Raw genomic sequence first — 21,784 nt, 5'->3', positions numbered from 1 at the left:
CACATCCCCGCGATCACAAATCTTCATACTCCACCTCTCCGGGCGCGCTTCGTCATTTTCGCCTCCTGCCACCCCCGACCGCAGGAGTCCGACCTTGCCTGATACGACGCATAATCTGCCGCCCCGCTATCTGCGGACACCGGAAGCTGCCCGCTTCTTGGGGCTATCCGGACGGACCCTGGAAAAGCACCGCTATTTCGGGACCGGGCCAACCTATCGCCGCATCGGCGGGAGGGTGGTCTATTCGGTCGACGACCTTCAGGCCTGGGCCGATCTCGGCACCAAGAATTCAACCAGCGAGCCGGGCCAGAACGACCTGCTTCCGCGCGCCAACTCGCCCTTCGCGCGGAGTCGGCAATGACCGTCTCGCCCACACATAATGGACACGGCGCGCCGCGTCCTGACAGCATGACCCACGTTCAACTGACGTGGATCGAGAAGCGGGTTGAGCATTGGATACGCTTCGGTCGGATCGCCAAGGACGAGATCGTCGATCGTCGTCGCCGCATCGTCAGCTTCCGTCCCGGCGCCGTCTTCGCATTCGTGCGCTGGACCGCCAACGACTATGGCACAGTCAGCTCGCGTATCGACATCGTGCGCGCGGTCGGTGCCGGTGAACCATTCACGACGCTACCATCCGTGCAGCCCGGCGGCGAAATCCTGCTCACCATAGAGGGCTGGCCAAAGGTCTCCCAGGTGCTCGGCCATATCGAGGTTGTGGACACCGCAGGCGTCGATCCCTGCGACGCCGCGCCCGACCATTGGCGGCACGTCCACAACCGCATTGCCGCCGGACATCAGCCGCGTGCGTACACGATGGAGCGCCATCGTGCGTGGCTCAAGCGTCGGGAGATCGAAGGATGACCCGCCGTTTCTATGCCCGCGCGACGGCGGTTGCGGCTGCTTCGTTCGCCCTGTCATTCGCAGCAATTGCGGTTACCGATCCGCTGCCGCGCGTCGTCTGGAACGCCAGTGCGAGCGCGCCGATCGGGCTTTATAGTATACTGCCCGACACCGATCCGCCGCTCGGAGCGCTGGTCGCCGTCGCACCGCCGCAGCGAATTGGCCGCTGGATGGCGGCGCGCGGATATCTCGGCGAAAACGTGCCGCTGTTGAAGCATGTCGCTGCCAAGGCAGGGCAGCGCGTCTGCCGGATCGGCGGCACGGTGACCGTCGACGGACAGCCGGTCACGCTTGCACTGACACACGACCGGCTTGCACGTCCGCTTCCCGTCTGGCGCGGCTGCCGGACGCTTGAAGCCGACGAGCTGTTGCTTCTCAACCCCGCGCATCCCGACAGCCTCGACGGCCGCTACTTCGGCCCTCTGCCGACAGCAACCGTGCTCGGCCGCGCCATCCCGATCCTCACTCGAGCCACGCCCGACGCGCCACTGACTTGGCGCTGACCTCGCGCCCACTTCAATCGAAAGGAACTTTCTCATGCAGATCGGCAGCTTCATCCGCACTGACAAAGGCTTCGAAGGCGTGATCGAAACGGCGACGCTCGATATCCGCATCTCGCTCATCCTGGTTGAACCCGGCGGTGCCGACAAATCACCAGATTGGCGTGTCCATCGCGGCAATGACGGCGAAGGGCCGGAAGTGGGTGCGGGCTGGAACGAGAGCGGCGAGCGGGCCGGTGATTACGTCTCGCTGCGCATCGACGATCCCAGCTTTCCGCAGCCGATCCGCGCGGCACTGTTCCAGAATGCCAACGATCCGGCGTCGTGGTCGCTGAGCTGGAACCGCCCGCGCACCGCCCGTGAGCAGGACTGAGCCGATGCGTCCTGCCGCAATCCATAGGCCTTTGAACCTGCGTTTGCGTGCCGCATCGCTCGGCGCCGCCGCACTGCTGGCCGCGTTGCCGATCAGCCAGGCACCGGCGTTGGCGCAGGAAACCAACCAGCCGCCTGCGCCGTCCGCCGTTACTCATCCATATGCGCCGCATGTCGCTGACGCGGCGCGGCGGTTCGGCATTCCCGAGGCTTGGATCTGGGCTGTGATGCGGGTCGAAAGTGCTGGCAATCCCCGTGCAGTTTCGCGCGCGGGGGCTATGGGCCTGATGCAGATTATGCCCAGAACCTGGGCACAGCTTCGTGCGCGCCATGGTCTCGGAGCCGATCCTTTCGATGTGCGCGACAACATCACGGCGGGCGCTGCCTATCTGCGCGAAATGCACGACCGATACGGCAATGCGAGCGCAATGCTGGCGGCGTACAATGCCGGACCGGGACGCTACGACGACTACCTTTCGCGTGGCCGTCCGCTGCCCGCCGAAACAGTCGCCTATCTGGCGCGGCTTGGGTCAATCACCGGCAACGATAGCGTCGTCGAAGTGGCTGTCGTCGCACCGCCTGATCGCTTCGCCTGGCGTCGTTCGGCGCTGTTCGTCCACACATCCGCGGCCACAACAGAAGCTGACTTGGCGCGACCCAAGGACGAGATCGCCGCGGCCGATAGACCCACCGCTCAGTCCGCAGTCGGCCAATTGTCTTCACCCAATCCGCCTGCCGCAACGCCGATCGACAGCATCTTCGTTCCTCGCGCTGGCGCGGGTCGACCGCAATGATAGCCGCAGCGATCAGAGGGGTAGTCCGGATGGAAATCAGGACGGATCAGGGAGAAAAGTGCCTGAGAAGACGATTGCAAGATATAAGCAGTGCCCCGTTCAGCCGAAAAGCCGTGGCTTTTCCGTGGCTTCACGCGGGGGCGTCGGACGGCGCGCGTGCCGCGCGGAAGAGAAAAGACAGCAAAAACAATGCCTCGAATGGCACCACAGGCCATTTTCGGCCGAAAGCGGCCCGCCCGTGAGCGAGGACAGCGAGTTCCGAGTCCGGCCGGGCAAGGCCAAGCGCAGCAAGGCGCAGGGCCGCAATGCGCGCGGCCTGGTCGCCGAGGTGTTGCGGGTCGCCGCGATCCATAGCGGCGGCCGGCGAGGCGGCGCCAGCGGAGCGCGCCGTGGCGCGCAATCCACCTTCGGTCGGGGACGCACGGCGTTCGCCCGCAGCCGCCTGTTCGGCTCGGGCCGCCGCGTAATGGTCAAGATGCTGCCCGTGACCACCCGAAGCCGGGGTGGCCGGCGCTCGGCGCCGCTGTCCGCGCACGTCTCTTATTTGAAGCGCGAAGGCGTCACCCGCGACGGCTCGCCGACGCGCATGTTCGACGCGGCCGGCGACAACGCCGACGATCGCGGTTTCACCGCGCGGTGCAAGGATGACCGGCACCATTTCCGGGTCATCGTGTCGCCCGAGGACGCCGCCGAGCTGACCGACCTACGCGAATACACCCGCGACCTGATGCGGCAGATGGAGGCCGACCTGGGCACGCGGCTCGATTGGGTCGCGGTCGACCACTGGAACACCGACAATCCGCACGTCCATCTGCTTGTGCGCGGCGTTACCGATCAGGGCGCCGATCTCGTCATCTCCCGCGAATACATCAGCCACAATCTCCGCTCGCGCGCGCAAGATTTGGCCTTCGCCGAGCTTGGGCCGAAGCCCGAACTTGAGGTGCAGCGCGCGCTCGACCGTGAGCTGACGGCGGAACGCTGGACCCGGCTCGATACCGAGATCCAGCGTTCCGCCGACGAGCTGGGCGTGATCGACCTACGCCCCGAGCGCCCCGGCCCGGACGATCAGCGGCTCCGCCGTTTGATGGTCGGGCGCTTGCAGCACCTGGAGACGATGGGGCTCGCAGCCGAAGGGGATACCGGCCAGTGGGCGGTCGCGGAAGGTGCGGCGGCGAAGCTGCGCGAGCTGGGCGCGCGCGGCGACATCATCCGCACGATCGGCGCGGCGCTCAAGGATCGGGGGCAGGCCCGGCCGCTCGACAGCTACGCCGTCGTCACCAGTGCGCCCGAGAAGCCGATCGCCGGCAGGCTGATCGACAAGGGGTTGCACGACGAGCTGACCGGCACCGCCTATGCCGTGATCGACGGCACGGACGGGCGCACCCACCATGTTCGCCTGCCGGGCGTCGAGGCGCTGGAGCATAGCCCCAAGCTCGGCGGCATCGTCGAGTTGCGCGGCGTCGGCCGGCCCGGCGAGGAGAAGCCGACGCTGGTGCTAGCCACGCGGTCGGACATAGACCTTGCCGCGCAGGTGAAAGCGCCCGGCGCGACCTGGCTAGACCACAGGCTGATCGAGCGCGGCGCGCGCGTCGCAGACGGCGGGTTCGGCGCGGAGGTGCGCCGTGCGATGGATGCGCGCACCGACCATCTCGTCAAGGAAGGGCTGGCGCGCAGGTTCGGCGAGCGGACGGTGTTCGAGCGCGGGATGCTCGACACGCTCCGCAAGCGCGAGCTGGACGCGGTTGGGGCGAAGATCGCGGGGGAGACCGGCCTTGCCTATCGCCCCGCCGCGTCCGGCGAGAAGATCGCCGGCACCGTGCGCCAGCGCCTCGCGCTCGCGTCAGGCCGCTTCGCCATGATCGACGACGGGCTCGGCTTCCGGCTCGTGCCGTGGGCCAGCACCCTCGAACAGCAACTCGGCCGACAGGTGTCGGGCGTCGTCCGCGCCGGCGGGGGCATCGACTGGACGCTGGGCCGCGAGCGCGGCCTCGGGATCTAAATCAGGAGAACTCCATGTCCGCGACCAAGATACTCTGGGGCCAGATCATCATCGTGTTCCTGACCGTGCTCGCCGGGGTGTGGGGCGCGACGCAGTGGACAGCCGCCGCGCTCGCCTATCAGCCCGAGCTGGGGCCGCCTTGGTTCATGGTCGGCAAGTGGCAGGTCTATCCGCCGCCAGCCTTCTTCTGGTGGTGGTTCAGCTTCGACGCCTATGCACCGCGCATATTCCTGACAGGCGCCTATATCGCCGCGTCCGGCGGGTTCGCGTCGATCGCCGTCGCCATCGGCATGTCGGTGTGGCGCGCACGTGAACTAAAAAACGCCGAGACGTACGGGTCTGCGCGCTGGGCGACTGAGCGCGAGGTTCGCGGCGCCGGGCTGCTCGGGCCGAACGGCGTCGTGCTGGGCAGGCTCGCCCGCGACTATCTGCGCCACGACGGCCCAGAGCATGTGCTGTGCTTCGCCCCAACCCGCAGCGGCAAGGGCGTCGGCCTGGTCGTGCCTTCGCTGCTGACCTGGCCGGCGTCGGCGGTCGTCCACGACATCAAGGGCGAGAACTGGACGCTAACCGCCGGCTTCCGGGCGCGCTACGGCCGCGTGCTGCTGTTCGATCCGACTAATGCCGCCTCGGCGGCCTACAATCCGTTGCTGGAGGTGCGGCGTGGCCAGTGGGAAGTGCGCGACGTGCAGAATGTCGCGGACGTGCTGGTCGATCCCGAAGGATCGCTGGAGCGTCGGAACCATTGGGAGAAAACGAGCCATAGCTTGCTGGTCGGCGCGATCCTCCACGTCCTATATGCCGAGGCGGACAAGACCTTGGCCGGTGTCGCCGGATTCCTCTCGGACCCGGCGCGCACGATCGAGCAAACGCTGGCCGCGATGATGGCGACGCCGCACCTCGGCGAAGCAGGCGTGCATCCCGTCGTTGCTTCGGCCGCGCGCGAGTTGTTGAACAAGTCTGACAACGAGCGATCGGGCGTGCTCAGCACCGCCATGTCGTTTCTCGGCCTCTACCGCGATCCCGTCGTGGCCGAGGTTACGCGAGCCTGCCAATGGCGCATAGCGGATCTGGTCGAGGGCGATCGGCCGGCGACATTGTATCTGGTCGTGCCGCCCAGCGACATCTCCCGCACCAAGCCGCTCATCCGCCTCATCCTCAACCAGATCGGGCGCCGGCTGACCGAGGAGCTGACCCCGAAGGGCAACCGCCATCGCGTGTTGTTGATGCTCGACGAGTTTCCGGCGCTCGGCCGGCTCGACTTCTTCGAGTCCGCCCTGGCGTTCATGGCGGGCTACGGCCTCAAGGCATTCCTGATCGCGCAGTCGCTCAATCAGATCGAGAAGGCATATGGCCCGAACAACGCCATTCTCGACAACTGCCATGTCCGCGTGAGCTTCGCCACCAACGACGAGCGCACCGCCAAGCGCGTGTCGGATGCGCTCGGCACCGCCACCGAGATGCGCGCGATGAAGAACTATGCCGGGCATCGCCTTTCGCCGTGGCTCGGGCATCTGATGGTGTCGCGCTCCGAGACAGCCCGTCAGCTCCTCACCCCGGGCGAGGTGATGCAGCTTCCGCCCGATGACGAGATCGTGATGGTGGCGGGCGTCCATCCGATCCGCGCGAAGAAGGCGCGCTATTTTCAGGACCGGCGCCTGTCCGAGCGGATCATGCAGGCACCAGCGTCCGCGGCCGCTGCGATCCGTCCTGACGATTGGACCGGGAGGCAGGCTGTCGCCGATCCGAAGCAGGTCGCGCGCATCATCCGCGACGCCGAGGACGTCGGCAATGGCGGGCTGCGCCGGGAGCCCGAGCTGCCCGAGCATGTCGCCATCGTGCCGGAAACCCCGGTACCTGCGGCGCAGGAGTTTTCGATCGTCGACGACGAGCAGGACGACGCGGTCCGCCAGGCTGCCGTGCGGCGACGAATGCAGGGGCTCGCGCGACAGGCGTCGCTCGATCCCGGCGACGGCATCGAGCTTTAGGAGGGCACCATGCGAACCAGGCTTAACGTCTATTTCCCGCCCGCGCTCGCCAAGCAAGTGGACGAGCTGGCGATCCGGCGGCGCATATCACGCTCGGCGATCGTGGAGGCTGCCGTGGCGTCCTACCTGTCGCCGGACGGCGCCGACCGGATGGAGGCCGCGTTCGCGCGGCGGCTCGACCGCCTGTCGCGTCAGGTCCAGCGGCTTGAGCGCAACACCGGGCTTACCACCGAGGCGCTGAGCCTGTTCGTCCGGTTCTGGCTGTCCGTGACCCCGCCGCTGCCCGACGAGGATCAGGCGGCGGCGCAGGTGAAGGGCCGCAAGCGCTACGAGGGGTTCGTGGAAACGCTCGGCCGACGCTACGCCAGCGGCAAGAGCTTGATGGACGAAATCCCCGAGGATGTCTGGCCGAGGTCCGCCGCCGAGACGGAGTGAGTGCAAACTCGTAGCAAGATGGCCAGAAGCGCCAAGTTGCAGCCTCTCGGCAATGATGCGGCGACCGCCAAAAGCCGACTTTACGGCGTGACGATCGAGGCCGTCGAATATGGCGAGATCGTCTCCCATCCTAGCGCCGAATAGAGCGCTCGGCCGTCTTCCGTGGCCACGAGCAATTCCGGGCTGCTGGGATGCTGGCGAGCGTCATGCAGCGTTAGCATTAGGGCATGCCCCAAGCCTTTTCGGCGATGCTCAGGCTCCGTCACGATCCGATCGTATATTACGACGCCCCGCGTCTCCGCCGCATAACCGCTCGCCGCGAGTGCGCCTATTTCAGAGAATATCCGCGCCTCAAACACCATACCGACCCGCTTAGCCTCGATCCTATACCCGTCGGCTAGGCGCCTTGCGGGAGGCTTGCCAGTTGCCTGCATGAAATAGCTCGGGGTGTGAAGCTCCCAGCCCATTGGTAGCACCGCTCGCAGTTCGTCGGCGGCACCGCAGAGCTTAAGGAGAAAGCGCGGCTCGCTGATGGAACGAGCAAGCTGTTCGAGACCCGACCCTATCCTGGGGAAAACCCAGCGGGCGACTTCGGCGTCCGACTTAGTATCGACGCGAAAGCCTCCGTATTCGGGGACTGGCGACGGCAACCCCCGTACGATCGACCGAGCTGAGAGCCATGCATTTAGGATCAGCGGATCGACGCCTTGGTTGCTCATCATCTCTCGCGAATAGAACGACAGCTATCCGCATCATGGAAGCTGCAAGGCGGTCTGGCAACAATCCACCACTTTCCACCGTTCGCCGATTCGTTGGCAACGGGCCAATTCAACGCGGCGGATCCAAATCGACGAGGAGTAATCCGCCGCCGGCGCCGTATCTACCGCCGCCTCTACTACCCCGCCAAGTAGCTGTTGCAGATCGAATATTTCTGCGTCTCTTGATGTGCTCCTGACGCCGGGCGGCGGTTCGCCCGGCCTGATCCAGGGGCCGATCCTTGACCGTCCAGCCGATCCGATCCGAAGCCAAGACACGCGGCGCGCGAATGCTGCGCACGGCGCTGGGCGCGGCGATCGCGGCTTGGCTCGACGATCCCGCCGTCATCGAAGTGATGCTCAACCCGGACGGCCGGCTTTGGGTCGATCGGCTCGGCGAAGGCATCAGCGATACCGGCGAGCTGCTGTCGGCCGCCGATGGTGAGCGGATCATCCGTCTGGTCGCGCACCATGTCGGCGTCGAGGTTCATGCCCGCGCGCCGCGAGTTTCGGCGGAGCTGCCCGAGGGCGGCGAGCGGTTCGAGGGGCTGCTGCCGCCCGTCGTCGCCGCGCCCGCCTTCGCGATCCGCAAGCCGGCCGTCGCCGTCTTCACGCTCGACGACTATGCGCGTGCCGGGATCATGTCGGCGGTTCAGGCCGAGGCGCTGCGGCATGGTGTCGAGACCCGCGCCAATATCCTCGTCGCCGGCGGGACCGGCAGTGGCAAGACGACGCTGGTCAACGCGCTGCTCGCCGAGGTGGCGAAGACGACCGACCGCATCGTTCTGATCGAAGACACGCGCGAGCTGCAATGCGCGGCGCCCAATCTCGTCGCCATGCGGACCAAGGATGGGGTCGTCTCGCTGTCGGAGCTGGTCCGCTCGTCGCTGCGCTTGCGGCCGGACCGCATCCCGATCGGCGAGGTTCGCGGCGCCGAGGCGCTCGACCTTCTCAAAGCCTGGGGCACCGGCCATCCGGGCGGCGTCGGCACGATCCACGCCGGCTCGGCGCTCGGGGCGCTGCGGCGGATGGAGCAGCTCATTCAGGAAGCCGTCGTCACGGTCCCGCGCGCGCTGCTCGCCGAGACGATCGACCTGATCGCCGTGCTGGTCCGCGATGGACACGGCCGCCGCCTCGCCGAGCTGGCCCGTGTCGAAGGGCTCGACTCAGCCACCGGCGACTACCGCCTGACCTCCCTCACAGCCCCCAACCTTGGAGACGAACAATGATCCACGTTCTGTCGCGTGGCGCACGCCGCGCCATGCTTGCCGCCACCGCCAGCGTCGTCGCGCTGACAATCGCCGCCCCCGCCCATGCGGGTGGTTCGTCGATGCCGTGGGAAGCGCCTCTGCAAAGCATCCTCGAAAGCATCGAGGGACCGGTGGCGAAGATCGTCGCGGTCATCATCATCATCGTTACGGGCCTGACGCTCGCGTTCGGTGATACGAGCGGCGGCTCCCGCAAGCTGATCCAGATCGTGTTCGGCTTGTCGATCGCGTTTGCGGCCAGCTCGTTCTTCCTCAGCTTCTTCAGCTTCGGCGGCGGGGCGCTGGTCTGATGTCGGACGGGGTCGAGCCCATCCCCGGCTATTTGGCGCCGGTCCACCGGGCGCTGACCGAGCCGATTCTGCTCGGCGGCGCCCCGCGCTCTCTTGCCATCGTCAATGGCACGCTGGCGGGCGCGATCGGTCTCGGCCTGCGGCTCTGGATCGCCGGCCTGGCCATCTGGGCCGTAGGCCATGCGCTGTCCGTTTGGGCCGCGCGCCGCGATCCGCAATTCGTGGACGTGGCGCGCCGCCATCTCCGTTATCCGACATGGATGCGGCCATGATGAGCTTGCGCGAGTATCGCAGCAAAGCTGCGCACCTGGCCGACTTCCTGCCTTGGGCCGCGCTGGTCGGCGAGGGAGTCGTTCTGAACAAGGACGGCAGCTTCCAGCGCACGGCGCGCTTTCGCGGTCCCGATCTCGACAGCGCCACCCCGGCCGAGCTGGTCGCCACGACGGCGCGACTGAACGGGGCGCTCCGGCGCCTAGGCTCGGGCTGGGCGATTTTCGTCGAGGCGCAGCGGACGCCAGCGCTTGACTATCCGACGTCCAGCTTCCCCGATGCCGTATCTGAACTGGTCGATTGGGAGCGGCGCGAGCAATTCAGCGAGGAAGGCGCGCATTTCGAGAGCCGCTATTTTCTCACGCTGCTGTGGATGCCGCCGGCCGAAGAAGCCGCGAGGGCCGAAGGCTGGCTCTACGAAGGCCGGGCCACGACCGGCGTCGATCCGTGGGAGTTGCTCAAAGGCTTCACCGATCGCAGCGACCGCGTGCTCAACCTGGTCGAGGGCTTCGTGCCCGAGGTCCGCTGGCTCGACGACGCCGAGACGCTGACCTTCCTGCACAGCACCATCTCGACCCACCGCCAGCGTGTCCGTGTGCCGGAGACCCCCATGCACCTCGACGCGCTGCTAGCCGACGAGCCGCTGACCGGCGGGCTCGAACCGAAGCTCGGCGACCAACATCTTCGCACGCTCACCATCGTCGGCTTCCCGAGCGTGACCTTCCCCGGTCTGCTCGACGAGCTGAACCGGCTCGCCTTCGAGTATCGCTGGTCGACCCGCGCCATCATGCTCGACAAGACCGATGCGACCAAGCTGCTGAGCCGCATCCGCCGCCAGTGGTTCGCCAAGCGCAAGAGCGTGGTCGCGATCTTGAAGGAGGTGATGACCAACGAGGCGTCGGTCCTCGTGGACAGCGACGCCTCCAACAAGGCCGCCGACGCCGACACCGCCCTGCAGGAGCTGGGCGCCGACTATGCCGGCATGGCCTATGTCACCGCGACGGTGACGGTGTGGGACCGCGACCCCGCCATTGCCGCCGAGAAGCTGCGGCTGGTCGAGAAGGTCATTCAAGGCCGCGACTTCACCGTCATCCCCGAGGGCATGAACGCGATCGAGGCATGGCTGGGGAGCCTGCCCGGCCACACCTACGCCAATGTCCGCCAACCTCCCATCTCCACCATCAATCTCGCCCACCTGATCCCCCTGTCAGCAGTATGGGCGGGGCCGGAACGGGACGAGCATTTCGGCGCTCCCCCCTTGCTCTATGGCAAGACCGAAGGCTCGACCCCGTTCCGGTTTTCCCTTCATGTCGGCGACGTTGGCCACACGCTGATCGTCGGGCCGACCGGCGCGGGCAAGTCGGTGCTGCTCGCCCTCATGGCGATGCAGTTCCGGCGCTACGAGAACGGCCAGGTCTTCGCCTTCGACTTCGGCGGCAGCATCCGCGCCGCCGCGATCGGCATGGGCGGCGATTGGCAGGACTTGGGCGGGATGCTTGCCGACGAGGCCGGTGACGGTGTCCAGCTCCAGCCGCTCGCCCGCATCGACGAGTCCGCAGAGCGCGCCTGGGCGGCCGAATGGCTGGCGGCGATCCTCGCGTCCGAAGGCGTCGCGGTCGATCCGCAGGCCAAGGAGCATATCTGGTCCGCGCTCGGCTCGCTCGCCAGTGCGCCCGTCACGGAACGCACGCTGACCGGCCTGGCCGTGCTGCTGCAGAGCCAGCAGCTCAAGCAGGCGATTGCCCCCTATTGCCTTGGCGGGCCATGGGGCCGGTTGCTCGACGCCGAGGCGGAACGGCTCGGCGAGGCATCGGTCCAAGCGTTCGAGACTGAGGGCTTGGTCGGCGCCGGCTCGGCCGCCGCGGTCCTGTCCTACCTGTTCCATCGGATCGAGGGACGGCTCAACGGCAGTCCCACGCTCATCATCATCGACGAGGGCTGGCTGGTTCTCGACAGCCCGGACTTCGCCGCACAACTCCGCGAGTGGCTGAAGACACTGCGCAAGAAGAACGCCAGCGTGGTCTTCGCCACGCAGAGCCTCGCCGACATCGAAACCTCGAACATCGCGCCGGCCATCATCGAAAGCTGCCCGACGCGCATCTTCCTGCCGAACGAGCGCGCCGCCGAGCCGCAGATCGCGGCGATCTACGAGCGGTTCGGCCTCAACGCCCGCCAGATCGAAATCCTCAGCCGGGCGACGCCCAAGCGTGACTACTACTGCCAATCGCGGCGCGGCAACCGGCTGTTCGAGTTGGGGCTGGGCGAGGTCGCGCTGGCCTTCGCCGCCGCGTCTTCCAAGACCGATCAGCTCCGCATCGCCGAGCTGGTCGAGACCCATGGCCGCGAGCGCTTCGCCGCCGAATGGCTGCGCCATCGCGGCCTGGCCTGGGCGGTCGATCTTCTTCCCGAACCCCAATCCGATCCGCTGGCCGGTGGCCGGGAAGATACCGGCCAGCTCCCCCTTGCCTTGAAGGACATGACCCCATGAAACCCAATATCCTGCGCCGTGCCATGCTGGCCGGCGCCATCGCCACGTCGAGCATGATCGGCATCACCGTCGCCACGCCGGCCCAGGCTCAGTTCGGCGGGATCGTCTATGACCCGACCAACTATGCGCAGAACGTGCTGACCGCCGCCCGGTCGCTCCAGCAGGTCAACAATCAGATTCAGCAAATCCAGCAGCAGGCGACCAGCCTCATCAACGAGGCGCGTAACCTGGCTTCGCTGCCGTTCAGCTCGCTCCAGCAGTTGCAGCAGCAGGTGCAGCGCACCCAGCAGCTTCTCGGTGAGGCGCAGCGGATCGCCTACGACGTGCAGAACGTCCAGCAGGTGTTCAACGGACGCTACAAGGGCGCGGCGCTGACCGGCACCCACGCGCAGATGGTCGCCAACGCCAACGCGCGCTGGGAGGATAGCGTCGGCGCGTTCGAGGACGCGCTTCGCGTTCAGGCCGGCGTCGTCGGCAACATCGACGGCGCGCGCACGACGATGGATGGCTTGGTTACGTCCAGCCAGTCGGCGACGGGCGCGCTCCAGGCGGCACAGGCGGGCAACCAGCTTCTCGCGCTGCAATCGCAGCAGCTCGCGGACCTGACGGCGCTGCTCGCCGCGCAGGGCCGGGCGCAGGCGCTGGATTCGGCGCGTGATGCGGCGGTCGAGGCCGAAAGCCGCGAACGGCGACGCCGCTTCCTGACGCGGTCCACCGGCTACCAGCCGGGCAACGCAAGCATGTTCCACGACTGATCCGATGGACACCAAGCTCCTCGCGCGCATCGGCGCCATCATCTTCGTCGCCATCGCCATCACGATGACGGCGATCGAGATGAGCCGCGCGCCTGAGCCTGCGCGCGAGGAGCCGGCGGCCGTCGCTGACAGCTCGGAGACAGTCGATCCGCTGCTGATCGAACTGCGCCGCTGCCAGTCGATCGGAGCGGCCGGGGCGAGCGACTCCGACTGCCTGCGCGCCTGGGCCGAGAACCGCCGCCGGTTCCTCGCGCCCGGCGCGCGGCCCGCCGCCCGCATCGCCGAAGACGCTTCGGCACAGGAGAACTGATATGGGCGGCACTGGCGTCGTCGATCGCTTTCTGGACGTCTTCACCCGCTACATCGACAGCGGGTTCGGCCTGCTCGGCGGCGAGGTGGCGTTCATCGCGACGACGCTGATCGTCATCGACGTGACCTTGGCCGCGCTCTTCTGGACCTGGGGCGAAGGCGACGACATCATCGCGCGCCTCGTCAAGAAGACCCTATTCGTCGGCGTCTTCGCCTACATCATCGGCAACTGGAACACCCTGGCGCGGATCGTCTTCGAGAGCTTCGCCGGCCTGGGCCTGAAAGCGTCGGGCACCGGCTTTACGGCCGCCGAACTGCTCCAGCCGGGCCGCGTCGCCCAAGTCGGGCTGGAGGCTGGTCAGCCGATCCTAGAATCCATTTCCGACCTGATGGGCTGGGTCGCTTTCTTCGAGAACTTCATCCAGATCGCGGTGCTGCTGTTCGCCTGGGTGATGGTCGTGCTGGCCTTCTTCATCCTGTCGATCCAGCTCTTCATCACGCTGATCGAGTTCAAGCTGGCGACGCTCTGCGGCTTCGTCCTCATCCCGTTCGGCCTGTTCGGCAAAACCGCCTTCATGGCCGAGCGCGTGCTGGGGCTGGTGATCTCGTCGGGCATCAAGGTGCTGGTGCTCGCCGTCATCGTCGGCATTGGCTCGACATTGTTCGACGAGTTCCGCGCCGGGTTCGGCGGCGCGCAGCCAAGCATCGAGGACGCGCTGGCAGTAGCGCTCGCCTCGCTCTGCCTGCTGGGCCTCGGCATCTTCGGCCCATCGATCGCCAACGGCATCGTGTCCGGCGGCCCGGCGCTGGGCGCGGGTGCGGCGGCGGGAACCGTGCTTGCGGCCGGCGGCGCACTGGCTGGCGGCGCTGCTGCCGCCCGGCTCGGTGTCGGCGCGGCGGCAGGCGCGGTCAGCGGTGCGGCCCGAGGGGCGGCCTTCACCTCCGGCGCGGCCAACAGCGCCTATGCGCTCGGCTCGGCCGGCAAGAGCGGTGCGGCGGCAGTCGCCGGCGGCGCTGGCGGCGTCGGTCAAGCCGCCGTGGGCGCAGCCATGTCGCCGCTTCGCAAGGCGGCCGCCTCGCTCAAGAACAGCTACCGCTCGGGCGGCCGCGCCGCCGTCACCGCCACCGGCGGGACCATTTCAGGCGGTAGTTCCACGCCGTCGCCGGACGCGCCGGCCGGCGCGCCCGCTTGGGCGTCCGCGATGAAGAACCGCCAGACCATGACCCACGGCGCGACCATCGCCGCCCACACGCTGCGCTCCGGCGATGGCGGCGGTGGCGGCGCGTCCGTCGACACCAGCCAGAAGGATTGATCCATGTTCAAGCGCCCCAGCATCCGCTACGGCCAGGCGCCCGAGCCAGCCACACCCTATCAGCGCGCGGCGCAGGCATGGGACGACCGCATCGGCTCCGCGCGCGTGCAGGCGAAGAACTGGCGGCTCGCCTTCTTCGGGACGCTCGCGCTTTCGAGCGGCTTGGCCGGCGGCCTCGTCTGGCAATCGACACGCGGCCACATCGTCCCCTGGGTCGTGCAGGTCGATCGGCTGGGCGAAGCTCAGGCGGTTGCGCCCGCCGAGGCCGGCTACCGTCCCACTGATCCGCAAGTAGCGTTTCATCTCGCCCGCTTCATCGAACAGGTGCGCAGCATCCCGGCCGATCCGGTCATCGTGCGGCAGAATTGGCTCCGGGCCTACGACTTCACGACCGACAAAGGCGCCCTGTTCCTCAACGACTATGCGCGCGCCAACGACCCGTTCGCCAATGTCGGGCGGGTGCAGGTCGCGGTGGAAGTGTCGAGCGTCATCCGCGCCTCACCCGACAGCTTCCGCGTCGCCTGGACCGAGCGCCGCTATCAGGACGGCAGCCTTGCCGCCACCGAACGCTGGTCCGCGATCCTCACCATAGTCGTCCAGCCGCCGCGCACCCCCGACGCTCTGCGCAAGAATCCGCTCGGCGTCTTCGTCAATGCCCTCAACTGGTCGAAGGAGCTGTCGCAATGACCGGCATACCCATCCGCCGCGCGGCCACGGCCGCGTTGCTCGTCTCCGCGTCCGCGCTCGCGGGCTGCGCCACTACGTCGGCCAGGCCGCCCGTGATCGCTTTGGATGATCCGCCTCGGGCGATCGTCGCGACGCGCGCGGCCGAGCCGCCCCGCGCGGTCGAGATCGTCACGATCCCCGAGCCGTTGCCGCTGCCCGGCCAGTTGAAGCCGGTGACGGAGAGCGCGCGATCGCCAGAGTCCGCCGATCCGCGCCGCCGTGTCGGCGATGCCAACAACGCCGCCCGTATTCAGCCGGTGCGCGATGGATTCCTTAACGCCATTCAGCAATATCCGTGGACCGAAGGCGCGCTCTATCAAGTCTATACCGCGCCGGGTCAGGTGACGGACATCGCCTTGCAGGAAGGCGAGCAGCTCGTGGGGCCAGGGCCGGTCGCAGCCGGAGACACGGTGCGGTGGATCATCGGGGACACGGTGAGCGGCAGCGGTGCGACCGCGCGCGCCCACATCCTCGTCAAGCCCACCCGGCCCGACCTCGCCACCAACCTTGTTATCAACACCGACCGGCGCACCTACCATCTGGAGCTGCGCGCCACGCCCGCGACCTACATGGCGTCCGTGTCCTGGACCTATCCGCAGGACCAGCTCATCGCCTTGCAAGGCCGCAACGCGGCTGCCGCCGCTGCCATACCGGCCGCAACCGGCGTGGACGTGACGGCGCTCAACTTTCGCTACCGGATCGAGGGCGACCGCGTGTCGTGGGCGCCGGCCCGTGCGTTCGACGACGGGCGGCAGGTGTTCATCGAGTTTCCGGCCGGGATCTCGCAGGGTGAGATGCCGCCGCTGTTCGTGACCGGCGCGCGCGGTGACGCCGAACTGGTCAACTACCGCGTGCAGGGCCGCTACATGGTGGTCGATCGCCTGTTCGCCGCCGCCGAGCTGCGCCTGGGCGACCGCCGCACCGAACAGCGCGTCCGCATCGTGCGCGACGATGGACGGAGGGGGCGGCCGTGACCGAAAGCCACGATGCGCCAGCCGAAGCGCGGCCGGAGCCGCAGGCCGCTCGCCCCGATCCCGCCGCGTTCCAGCTTCGCGGCGAGCCACCCCGCGTCATGCGGCTCTCGCGTAAAGCGCTTGCCGTCGTCGGCGTCGCCGCCGGCCTCGGCATAGGTGGTTCGCTGATTTATGCGCTGCGGCCGCCGGGCGAGAAGGCTGCGCAGGAACTCTACAACACCGACAGCCGCGCCACGGCCGAAACCATCACGTCCGGCCCGCGCGATTACGCACGGGCGCCACGGCTCGGCCCGCCGCTTCCGGGCGACCTCGGCCGTCCAATCGTGTCGGCGCAGCAGCGCGGCGAGGACGTTACCGTGCCGCCGATCGGCGTGCAGCCCGGCCCGCCCGATCCGCGCGCGCAGGCGGCGGAGGCAGCCCGGCAGCGCGCCGCTCAGGAGCGCGATGCGGCCCGCACCAGCTCGGTTTTTCTAGGCAGCGGCGGCGCGCGTGCGGGTGCGGAGCCGGCCTCAACGCCGGGTTTGCCGGCGCCTTCCGCGCAGGAACCGGCGCAGCAGGCGGCGCAAGGCGACCAGGCCGCCAAGCGCGCCTTCATGGCGCAGCCGTCCAACCAGCGCACAATCAGCGTTGAGCGGCTGACGGCGCCGGCATCGCCCAACATCGTGCAGGCCGGCAGCATCATCCCGGCTGCGCTCATCACCGGCGTCCGCTCTGACCTGCCCGGCCAGATCACCGCCCAGGTGACGGCCAACGTCTATGACAGCCCGACCGGGCGCATCCTGCTTATTCCGCAGGGCGCGCGGCTGATCGGCGAGTATGATAGCGAGATCGCCGCCGGGCAGACGCGCGTGTTGCTCGCCTGGGATCGGCTCATCATGCCGGACGGGCGCTCGATCGTTCTCGAGCGCCCGCCCGGCGCGGACGGAGCCGGATTCGCGGGGCTACAGGACCGCGTGAACCAGCATTGGGGCAATCTCCTCAAGGCGGCAGCCGTCTCGACACTGCTCGGCGTAGGCGCCGAGCTAGGTGCGGACAGCGAGGACGACCTGACCCGTGCCCTGCGGCGCGGCTCGCAGGACACCATCAATCAGACCGGCCAGCAGATCGTGAGACGGCAGCTCAACGTGCAGCCGACGCTCACCATCCGGCCAGGCCATCCGCTGCGCGTCGTTCTCACCCGCGACCTTGTGCTCGAACCGATCGGAGGGACCCGATGACGAAGTTGAAACTGGGGCCGCTCGCCGATGACCGGCCGGTGAAGCTGGCGGCGGAGGTCCCCGCCGCCGTCCACCGCGATCTTGTCGCCTACGCCGCTGCGCTTGCGGCCGAGACCGGCGGCGAACCCGTCGCGCCGGAAAAGCTGGTCGCGCCGATGCTGGAGCGATTCATGGCGAGCGATCGCGGATTCGCGCGCCGGCGAGGTGGCGCGAAAAACTGAGCGCCACCGTGCGATCAATTGTCCAGAAACCGCTTCCGGCGCTCCTGGGCGTCGACCTTGATTATCGCCTCATCGGCATTGGCGCATTCGCCGCCCCGAACCGAACCGTCACGGCACCCCGCGACGACCTGGCGTGCTTCGTCGATATGCGCGACGAAATACTGCGTGCCGCGCGCCTCGCTCGTCACCAACGCCGCAGGTGGGCCGGCAGCGATCGTGTCGGCCTGCTGCATTGGTGCGATCACCGGTCGCAAGATGAATCCACCGGCGAAGCCGACGACCAAGGTAACGAGCAGGAGGATGATTGTCTTGCCATGCCACATGGCGGCAACTCCAAGAATTTGGCTTCTAATCTACTCGGATCGCTGCGAGAAATCAAAAGACAGCGCATAGCGCGCCTTGATGAATCCAAGAAACCGTCGCAGGGCCGGATTGCCGTTGTCTTCGCGCCAGCAACCGGAATAGACCGTCAGCGCCGGCCCCTGTTCGCCGTGGATAGGCCGGTAGACGACATCCGGGTAGCGCACGCCTGTCGAACCTTCGCACACGATCGACATGCGCCGGCCGGCGCCGAGCAGGCTCAGCACGGTCTCTCGCGTGGTCTGGTCGATTCTGATGTCCGGGTGCGCGCCGGACATAGACAGTCGTCCTAGCAGCATGTCGCGGATATCGGAGCCGGGATCCGCTGCGGGCAGGACAAAGCGCTCTGATCGCAGATCGGTCCAATGCACAATTTCGTGGCCCGCTAACGGATGCTGGGCCGGCAGTGCGACCACGATGCGCTCGCTCCAGAAAGGCTCGCGCCGATAGCCTTCATGGCCGGCGTCGCCCATCAGGATTGCGATGTCGATCTCGCCGGTGTCCAATCCGGCGAGTAGCGCACCACGATCGGTTTCCACGCTCCCGAAATCGACATCCGGATTATCGCTCTGCCAAGCCAGTACCGTGGCGCGCAGATTGCCCGCGGAGACCGAGCTGTTGTGTCCCAACATCAAAGCGCCAGCACGGCCCTGGCCTGCGTCCCTGGTCGCCGCCACCATCCGATCCGCATTGGCGACCATCGGCCGGGCGCTGCGGATGAAGCGCGTGCCCGCGATCGTCGTCGTCACTCCCGCACGAGAGCGGTCGAACAGCTTGGCGCCGATCATCCGTTCCAATCGCAGAATATTGCGACTTAACGTCGATTGCTCGACATCAAGTGCGCGTGCGGCGCGATAAAAGCTCCCGTGGTCCGCTGCCGCTATCGCATAACGAAGCTGTCGCATATCGAAAGTCACCGAGCCGTTTTCCTGAATTTACGCTTGAGTGCGACGATTGAGCTGACCGTGCGACACGGAACACCGGTCGTCGCGATCCTCGGCACAGGCAAACTGCGCTTAAGGATGGAGAATTCCGCCTTCGCGACCTTTCGCTGACCTTCGCCGAACGAGTCGTCCTGCCTGAAAGCAGCTGCCGTCGGCGTTCTCGACAGCGCGCCCCAGAACGACGGTTTCGGCCGCGTGAGGCAATTGCATCGAGTCATCAACGACCTGTTTGCGAGGACCAGGGTGCTCCCCGCAAAATGAACTTCCGCTAGCATTCACTGGTCAAGGCGCTCCGAACAGCGTTCGGCCAATGTCGCGAAACCGCGTTGCTCGCAGGTCGTGCGCCATCAGGATCCATTCGCGAAAGGCGATCTTGAGCGGGTTGGCCGTGGCCTCGCGATGCGCAAGCCCATAGCGGATCGGCTCGCCCGGACGTTCGGCGACGAAGGTGCCGAACATGCGGTCGAAGATGATAAGCACGCCGCCATAATTCTTGTCGAGATAGGGCTCGTTGCATCCATGGTGCAGCCGGTGGTGCGCCGGCGTATTGAACAGCCATTCAACGGGCCCGAGGCGTCCGATCAGCTCGGTGTGGAGGAACAGCTGATAGCGCAGATTGAGCGCGAGCAGACCGAGGACGAGCCGTGGATCGAAGCCAAGCAAGACAAGCGGCGCATAGAAGACCCATCCTGCCGAGAACAGGTTGGTCCATCCAAGCCGAAACGACGAGAGGAGCGTGAGCTGCTCAGCCGAGTGATGCACCGAATGGGTCGCCCAGAGCCAGCGCACCCGATGGCTTGCGCGATGGAACCAGTAATAGGCGAATTCCACTAGCAGGAAGGCGACGAGCCAGTTCCACCAATCGTCAAGCGAATGGCGGACCGGCGCCAGCGACCATAGCCAGGCGAAGACCCCGCCGATCACGAAGGCGTTGAGCGCCGCGAACGGAAGGCCGCCCATTACTAGCCCCAGCGAGGTGAGCGCCGTGCGGCGGTCATAGCCATGCCCGGCGCCAAGGCGCGACAATGCCTCGGCCGCAACGATCGTCACGACGAAGCCGAGCCAGAGCGGCGATCGCCCGAGCGGATCCATGTCAGCTCTCCCGGCCGATGGCTTCGCGGAGTCGCTCAAGCTCCGCCTTGTCGACCAGCCCATTGCGGTTGACGTCAGCCCGGTCGAACAGCGGGGCCGGAGCCGAGCCAAATTCCGCCCGCGTGACGCGCCCGTCGCGGTTCGTATCCGCGCTCGCGATGAAGGCGTTGAGGCGCGCGCCGAGCTGCGGACGCATCTGCGCGATGCGCCCGAAGTCGGACTGGGCGACGGTGCCGTCACCGTTGCGGTCGAGCCGGCTGAACTGCTGCGCGCGCGCCGCCCTGAATTCGGCTTGGGACACCTGCCCGTCACCGTTAGTATCGGCGCTTTCGAAGACGTCGAGTTGGCCCATCTGGGCCATGGCGGGCGTCGAGCAGACTAGGATTGCGGGAATAATCAGAAGACGGGCTTTCATCAAATGTCCTTTTTCGAAAAGGAGGCCGCGCCGCGCGGGGGCTGAGCGGCGCGGCCTCACGCGGCCCAGGGAGGGGGGCTGCCGCGTCTGGGGAAATTAGCGCGGGACGGTGGTACCCTCGACGGTGGCGGTGTCGCCGCCAACGCCGGTCCGGGAGGACGAGTAGCTCACGCTCCCGTCGGCATTGCGCGTCGCCGTCGTCGAGTGGCCGAAGCTGGTGCCGTCGCCGAGCGTCGTCGTGCGACCGCCGGAATAGCTGCCGTCACCCCAGGTCCGCCCGGCGCTGGTCGATGCGCTGCGGCCATCAATGGTGGTGATCTGCCCGCTGGTCGAGGTGTTGCCGGCCTGGCGCGAAGCAGACCTGTTGGCATCATAGCCATGGCCGCCATTGGTCCGGACGCTGCGCGACGCGGCCACATTGCCGTCCCCGCGGCTAATCGAACGCTGCTTCACGAAGCCACCGCCGTTCGCGCCCTGGACGTTCACCGACCGGGACCGGGGCTGTGCCTCGGCTGCAACCGCCAGCCCCGAGGTTAGCAATGCGAAGCTGCTTGCGATCAAAATCTGCTTTCTCATATCACACTCCTTTGAAACGGCGATCATCCTGCGCCGGACCTCGAAGTAGCTGGGCTGCGTAAGCGGCGTGCTTCATCGGGAAGGCAAAGAGTAACGAAGCGTAACCGGCCACTATGGATGCGCCTGAACCGGTTGGGAGGGCTCGGAGAGGATGCGACCGTCGGAAAGCTCGATGACCCGGTCGAACAGATCCAGCGAGCGCGGATCGTGGGTGACGACCATGACGCAGGCGCTGCGCTCGACGGCGATGCGCCTGAATAATTCCATCACCTGCCGCCCCCGCACGCTGTCGAGCGCCGCAGTGGGCTCGTCGGCCAGAATGAGGGGCGGATCATTGGCGAGCGCACGCGCGACCGCGACGCGCTGCTGTTCGCCCCCCGACAGGCGCGAGGGACGATTGTCTATGCGATGGCCAAGATCGAGCGCCCCCAGCAGCTGGGTTGCATAGCCCCGCGCAGCCCTGGCCTCGACATCCGCGATCTCGAGCGCGATCGACACATTCTCCGTGGCCGTCAGGAACGGGATGAGATTCGCCTTCTGAAAGACGAAGCCAATATGATCGCGCCGAAAACCCCGCAGCTTGTCGAGATCGGCGCCCGGATAAGAGACGAGGCGATCACGAATGTATATCTCGCCGGCGCTCGGCGGCTCGAGCAACCCGCAGATGAGGAGAAGCGTGCTCTTGCCCGATCCGCTTGGTCCCATGATGCCGATCAGCTCGCCGGCATGGGCCTCCAAAGATGCGCCGTCCAGCGCGCGCACAACCGTTTCGCCGCTCTGGTAATGGCGCGCGGCGTTGCGGACGCTGAGCAACGGCGCT

At 67.2% G+C, this 21,784-nt stretch carries 26 protein-coding genes; 19 read left to right on the top strand and 7 right to left on the bottom strand.

The genetic code is table 11. The annotated features are described in order from the left end of the window. The first annotated feature begins 94 nt into the window (after positions 1–94). The 8 genes from J2Y58_RS03450 (at position 95) to J2Y58_RS03415 (ending at position 6,991) form a co-directional block, all read left to right on the top strand. Entirely contained in the window at positions 95–361 is a 267-nt protein-coding gene (locus J2Y58_RS03450; protein ID WP_160984549.1) for an AlpA family transcriptional regulator, read from the top strand. After that, entirely contained in the window at positions 358–864 is a 507-nt protein-coding gene (locus tag J2Y58_RS03445) for a DUF2840 domain-containing protein (protein ID WP_160984548.1), read from the top strand. Before J2Y58_RS03450 ends, J2Y58_RS03445 begins: the two co-directional genes overlap by 4 nt. Continuing rightward, the gene (locus J2Y58_RS03440; protein WP_160984547.1) at positions 861–1,406 is read left to right on the top strand and encodes a S26 family signal peptidase; all 546 of its coding nucleotides are present in this window, start codon (positions 861–863) and stop codon (positions 1,404–1,406) included. The genes J2Y58_RS03445 and J2Y58_RS03440 overlap by 4 nt, the downstream gene beginning before the upstream one ends. 34 nt (positions 1,407–1,440) lie before the next feature. Beyond that, positions 1,441–1,776 (top strand): DUF736 domain-containing protein, encoded by a 336-nt coding sequence (locus tag J2Y58_RS03435; protein WP_160984546.1) that lies wholly within the window; start codon positions 1,441–1,443, stop codon positions 1,774–1,776. Positions 1,777–1,813: 37 nt separating this feature from the next. Beyond that, a complete protein-coding gene (locus tag J2Y58_RS03430) occupies positions 1,814–2,569 on the top strand; it encodes a lytic transglycosylase domain-containing protein (RefSeq protein ID WP_405053065.1) in 756 nt (251 codons plus the stop codon). A gap of 238 nt (positions 2,570–2,807) precedes the next feature. Then, positions 2,808–4,568, top strand: coding sequence for a DUF3363 domain-containing protein (locus J2Y58_RS03425; RefSeq protein WP_160984544.1), 1,761 nt, complete (start codon positions 2,808–2,810; stop codon positions 4,566–4,568). Between the two features lie 14 nt (positions 4,569–4,582). Next, on the top strand, positions 4,583–6,556 hold the full coding sequence (locus J2Y58_RS03420; protein WP_160984543.1) for a conjugal transfer protein TraG: 1,974 nt from the start codon (positions 4,583–4,585) through the stop codon (positions 6,554–6,556). A gap of 9 nt (positions 6,557–6,565) precedes the next feature. Next, positions 6,566–6,991 carry a CopG family transcriptional regulator gene (locus J2Y58_RS03415; protein ID WP_160984542.1) on the top strand — a complete coding sequence of 142 codons (426 nt, stop codon included), beginning with the start codon at positions 6,566–6,568 and terminating at the stop codon, positions 6,989–6,991. An 80-nt stretch (positions 6,992–7,071) separates the two neighbouring features. Here J2Y58_RS03415 and J2Y58_RS03410 read toward each other — a convergent pair whose 3' ends face one another. Next, on the bottom strand, positions 7,072–7,710 hold the full coding sequence (locus J2Y58_RS03410) for a GNAT family N-acetyltransferase (RefSeq protein WP_160984541.1): 639 nt from the start codon (positions 7,708–7,710) through the stop codon (positions 7,072–7,074). Positions 7,711–7,988: 278 nt separating this feature from the next. Here J2Y58_RS03410 and trbB point away from each other — a divergent pair, with 278 nt between their 5' ends. From trbB to J2Y58_RS03355, 11 genes are read left to right on the top strand one after another with little or no spacing between them, the layout of a single operon-like run. After that, on the top strand, positions 7,989–8,975 hold the full coding sequence (gene trbB / locus J2Y58_RS03405; RefSeq protein ID WP_160984540.1) for a P-type conjugative transfer ATPase TrbB: 987 nt from the start codon (positions 7,989–7,991) through the stop codon (positions 8,973–8,975). Further along, positions 8,972–9,304: a TrbC/VirB2 family protein gene (locus J2Y58_RS03400; protein WP_160984539.1), complete on the top strand. Its 333-nt coding sequence runs from the start codon at positions 8,972–8,974 to the stop codon at positions 9,302–9,304. The genes trbB and J2Y58_RS03400 overlap by 4 nt, the downstream gene beginning before the upstream one ends. Then, positions 9,304–9,576, top strand: a complete 273-nt coding sequence (locus tag J2Y58_RS03395) for a VirB3 family type IV secretion system protein (protein ID WP_160984538.1) — start codon at positions 9,304–9,306, stop codon at positions 9,574–9,576. Before J2Y58_RS03400 ends, J2Y58_RS03395 begins: the two co-directional genes overlap by 1 nt. After that, positions 9,573–12,062: a conjugal transfer protein TrbE gene (gene trbE, locus J2Y58_RS03390; protein WP_160984537.1), complete on the top strand. Its 2,490-nt coding sequence runs from the start codon at positions 9,573–9,575 to the stop codon at positions 12,060–12,062. Before J2Y58_RS03395 ends, trbE begins: the two co-directional genes overlap by 4 nt. Then, positions 12,059–12,817, top strand: a complete 759-nt coding sequence (trbJ, locus tag J2Y58_RS03385) for a P-type conjugative transfer protein TrbJ (RefSeq protein WP_160984536.1) — start codon at positions 12,059–12,061, stop codon at positions 12,815–12,817. Before trbE ends, trbJ begins: the two co-directional genes overlap by 4 nt. Positions 12,818–12,821: 4 nt before the next feature. Continuing rightward, positions 12,822–13,127 carry a putative entry exclusion protein TrbK-alt gene (trbK-alt, locus tag J2Y58_RS03380; RefSeq protein ID WP_160984535.1) on the top strand — a complete coding sequence of 102 codons (306 nt, stop codon included), beginning with the start codon at positions 12,822–12,824 and terminating at the stop codon, positions 13,125–13,127. Position 13,128: 1 nt separating this feature from the next. Next, complete coding sequence (trbL, locus tag J2Y58_RS03375; protein WP_160984534.1) at positions 13,129–14,439, top strand: P-type conjugative transfer protein TrbL; 1,311 nt, start codon at positions 13,129–13,131, stop codon at positions 14,437–14,439. Positions 14,440–14,442: 3 nt separating this feature from the next. Next, positions 14,443–15,126 carry a conjugal transfer protein TrbF gene (gene trbF, locus J2Y58_RS03370; RefSeq protein WP_160984533.1) on the top strand — a complete coding sequence of 228 codons (684 nt, stop codon included), beginning with the start codon at positions 14,443–14,445 and terminating at the stop codon, positions 15,124–15,126. Beyond that, entirely contained in the window at positions 15,123–16,139 is a 1,017-nt protein-coding gene (gene trbG, locus J2Y58_RS03365) for a P-type conjugative transfer protein TrbG (protein ID WP_160984532.1), read from the top strand. The genes trbF and trbG overlap by 4 nt, the downstream gene beginning before the upstream one ends. After that, positions 16,136–17,356 (top strand): TrbI/VirB10 family protein, encoded by a 1,221-nt coding sequence (locus tag J2Y58_RS03360; RefSeq protein ID WP_160984531.1) that lies wholly within the window; start codon positions 16,136–16,138, stop codon positions 17,354–17,356. The genes trbG and J2Y58_RS03360 overlap by 4 nt, the downstream gene beginning before the upstream one ends. Next, the gene (locus tag J2Y58_RS03355; RefSeq protein ID WP_160984530.1) at positions 17,353–17,577 is read left to right on the top strand and encodes a DUF2274 domain-containing protein; all 225 of its coding nucleotides are present in this window, start codon (positions 17,353–17,355) and stop codon (positions 17,575–17,577) included. The genes J2Y58_RS03360 and J2Y58_RS03355 overlap by 4 nt, the downstream gene beginning before the upstream one ends. Before the next feature lie 14 nt (positions 17,578–17,591). Here the strand turns inward: J2Y58_RS03355 and J2Y58_RS03350 are convergent, their stop codons facing one another. From J2Y58_RS03350 to J2Y58_RS03325, 6 genes are all read right to left on the bottom strand, one after another. Then, a complete protein-coding gene (locus J2Y58_RS03350) occupies positions 17,592–17,900 on the bottom strand; it encodes a hypothetical protein (protein ID WP_160984529.1) in 309 nt (102 codons plus the stop codon). A 30-nt stretch (positions 17,901–17,930) separates the two neighbouring features. Next, positions 17,931–18,854, bottom strand: coding sequence for a LysR family transcriptional regulator (locus J2Y58_RS03345; RefSeq protein WP_188082362.1), 924 nt, complete (start codon positions 18,852–18,854; stop codon positions 17,931–17,933). Positions 18,855–19,163: 309 nt separating this feature from the next. Then, a complete protein-coding gene (locus tag J2Y58_RS03340) occupies positions 19,164–19,973 on the bottom strand; it encodes a sterol desaturase family protein (RefSeq protein ID WP_160984527.1) in 810 nt (269 codons plus the stop codon). Between the two features lies 1 nt (position 19,974). Next, entirely contained in the window at positions 19,975–20,388 is a 414-nt protein-coding gene (locus J2Y58_RS03335; protein ID WP_160984526.1) for an EF-hand domain-containing protein, read from the bottom strand. A 96-nt stretch (positions 20,389–20,484) separates the two neighbouring features. Beyond that, positions 20,485–20,964 carry a hypothetical protein gene (locus J2Y58_RS03330; RefSeq protein ID WP_160984525.1) on the bottom strand — a complete coding sequence of 160 codons (480 nt, stop codon included), beginning with the start codon at positions 20,962–20,964 and terminating at the stop codon, positions 20,485–20,487. Positions 20,965–21,075: 111 nt separating this feature from the next. Then, positions 21,076–21,777 carry an ABC transporter ATP-binding protein gene (locus J2Y58_RS03325; protein WP_202408031.1) on the bottom strand — a complete coding sequence of 234 codons (702 nt, stop codon included), beginning with the start codon at positions 21,775–21,777 and terminating at the stop codon, positions 21,076–21,078. Between the last annotated feature and the right edge of the window lie 7 nt (positions 21,778–21,784).

This window comes from Sphingomonas sp. BE138, from assembly GCF_031456125.1.
GTDB lineage: Bacteria > Pseudomonadota > Alphaproteobacteria > Sphingomonadales > Sphingomonadaceae > Sphingomonas.
Note: the sequence above shows the minus strand (reverse complement) of the source record. Positions and strands in the feature narration are given on the sequence as shown.

Coding starts and splice junctions, on each gene's coding strand:
- trbL (WP_160984534.1), top strand. CDS start 13,129: ATGGGCGGCACTGGCGTCGTCGATCGCTTTCTGGACGTCTTCACCCGC.
- J2Y58_RS03335 (WP_160984526.1), bottom strand. CDS start 20,388: ATGAAAGCCCGTCTTCTGATTATTCCCGCAATCCTAGTCTGCTCGACG.
- J2Y58_RS03400 (WP_160984539.1), top strand. CDS start 8,972: ATGATCCACGTTCTGTCGCGTGGCGCACGCCGCGCCATGCTTGCCGCC.
- J2Y58_RS03355 (WP_160984530.1), top strand. CDS start 17,353: ATGACGAAGTTGAAACTGGGGCCGCTCGCCGATGACCGGCCGGTGAAG.
- trbK-alt (WP_160984535.1), top strand. CDS start 12,822: ATGGACACCAAGCTCCTCGCGCGCATCGGCGCCATCATCTTCGTCGCC.
- trbF (WP_160984533.1), top strand. CDS start 14,443: ATGTTCAAGCGCCCCAGCATCCGCTACGGCCAGGCGCCCGAGCCAGCC.
- J2Y58_RS03435 (WP_160984546.1), top strand. CDS start 1,441: ATGCAGATCGGCAGCTTCATCCGCACTGACAAAGGCTTCGAAGGCGTG.
- J2Y58_RS03410 (WP_160984541.1), bottom strand. CDS start 7,710: ATGAGCAACCAAGGCGTCGATCCGCTGATCCTAAATGCATGGCTCTCA.
- J2Y58_RS03340 (WP_160984527.1), bottom strand. CDS start 19,973: ATGGATCCGCTCGGGCGATCGCCGCTCTGGCTCGGCTTCGTCGTGACG.
- J2Y58_RS03350 (WP_160984529.1), bottom strand. CDS start 17,900: ATGTGGCATGGCAAGACAATCATCCTCCTGCTCGTTACCTTGGTCGTC.
- J2Y58_RS03445 (WP_160984548.1), top strand. CDS start 358: ATGACCGTCTCGCCCACACATAATGGACACGGCGCGCCGCGTCCTGAC.
- J2Y58_RS03395 (WP_160984538.1), top strand. CDS start 9,304: ATGTCGGACGGGGTCGAGCCCATCCCCGGCTATTTGGCGCCGGTCCAC.
- J2Y58_RS03420 (WP_160984543.1), top strand. CDS start 4,583: ATGTCCGCGACCAAGATACTCTGGGGCCAGATCATCATCGTGTTCCTG.
- J2Y58_RS03330 (WP_160984525.1), bottom strand. CDS start 20,964: ATGAGAAAGCAGATTTTGATCGCAAGCAGCTTCGCATTGCTAACCTCG.
- J2Y58_RS03440 (WP_160984547.1), top strand. CDS start 861: ATGACCCGCCGTTTCTATGCCCGCGCGACGGCGGTTGCGGCTGCTTCG.
- J2Y58_RS03415 (WP_160984542.1), top strand. CDS start 6,566: ATGCGAACCAGGCTTAACGTCTATTTCCCGCCCGCGCTCGCCAAGCAA.
- trbJ (WP_160984536.1), top strand. CDS start 12,059: ATGAAACCCAATATCCTGCGCCGTGCCATGCTGGCCGGCGCCATCGCC.
- trbE (WP_160984537.1), top strand. CDS start 9,573: ATGATGAGCTTGCGCGAGTATCGCAGCAAAGCTGCGCACCTGGCCGAC.
- trbG (WP_160984532.1), top strand. CDS start 15,123: ATGACCGGCATACCCATCCGCCGCGCGGCCACGGCCGCGTTGCTCGTC.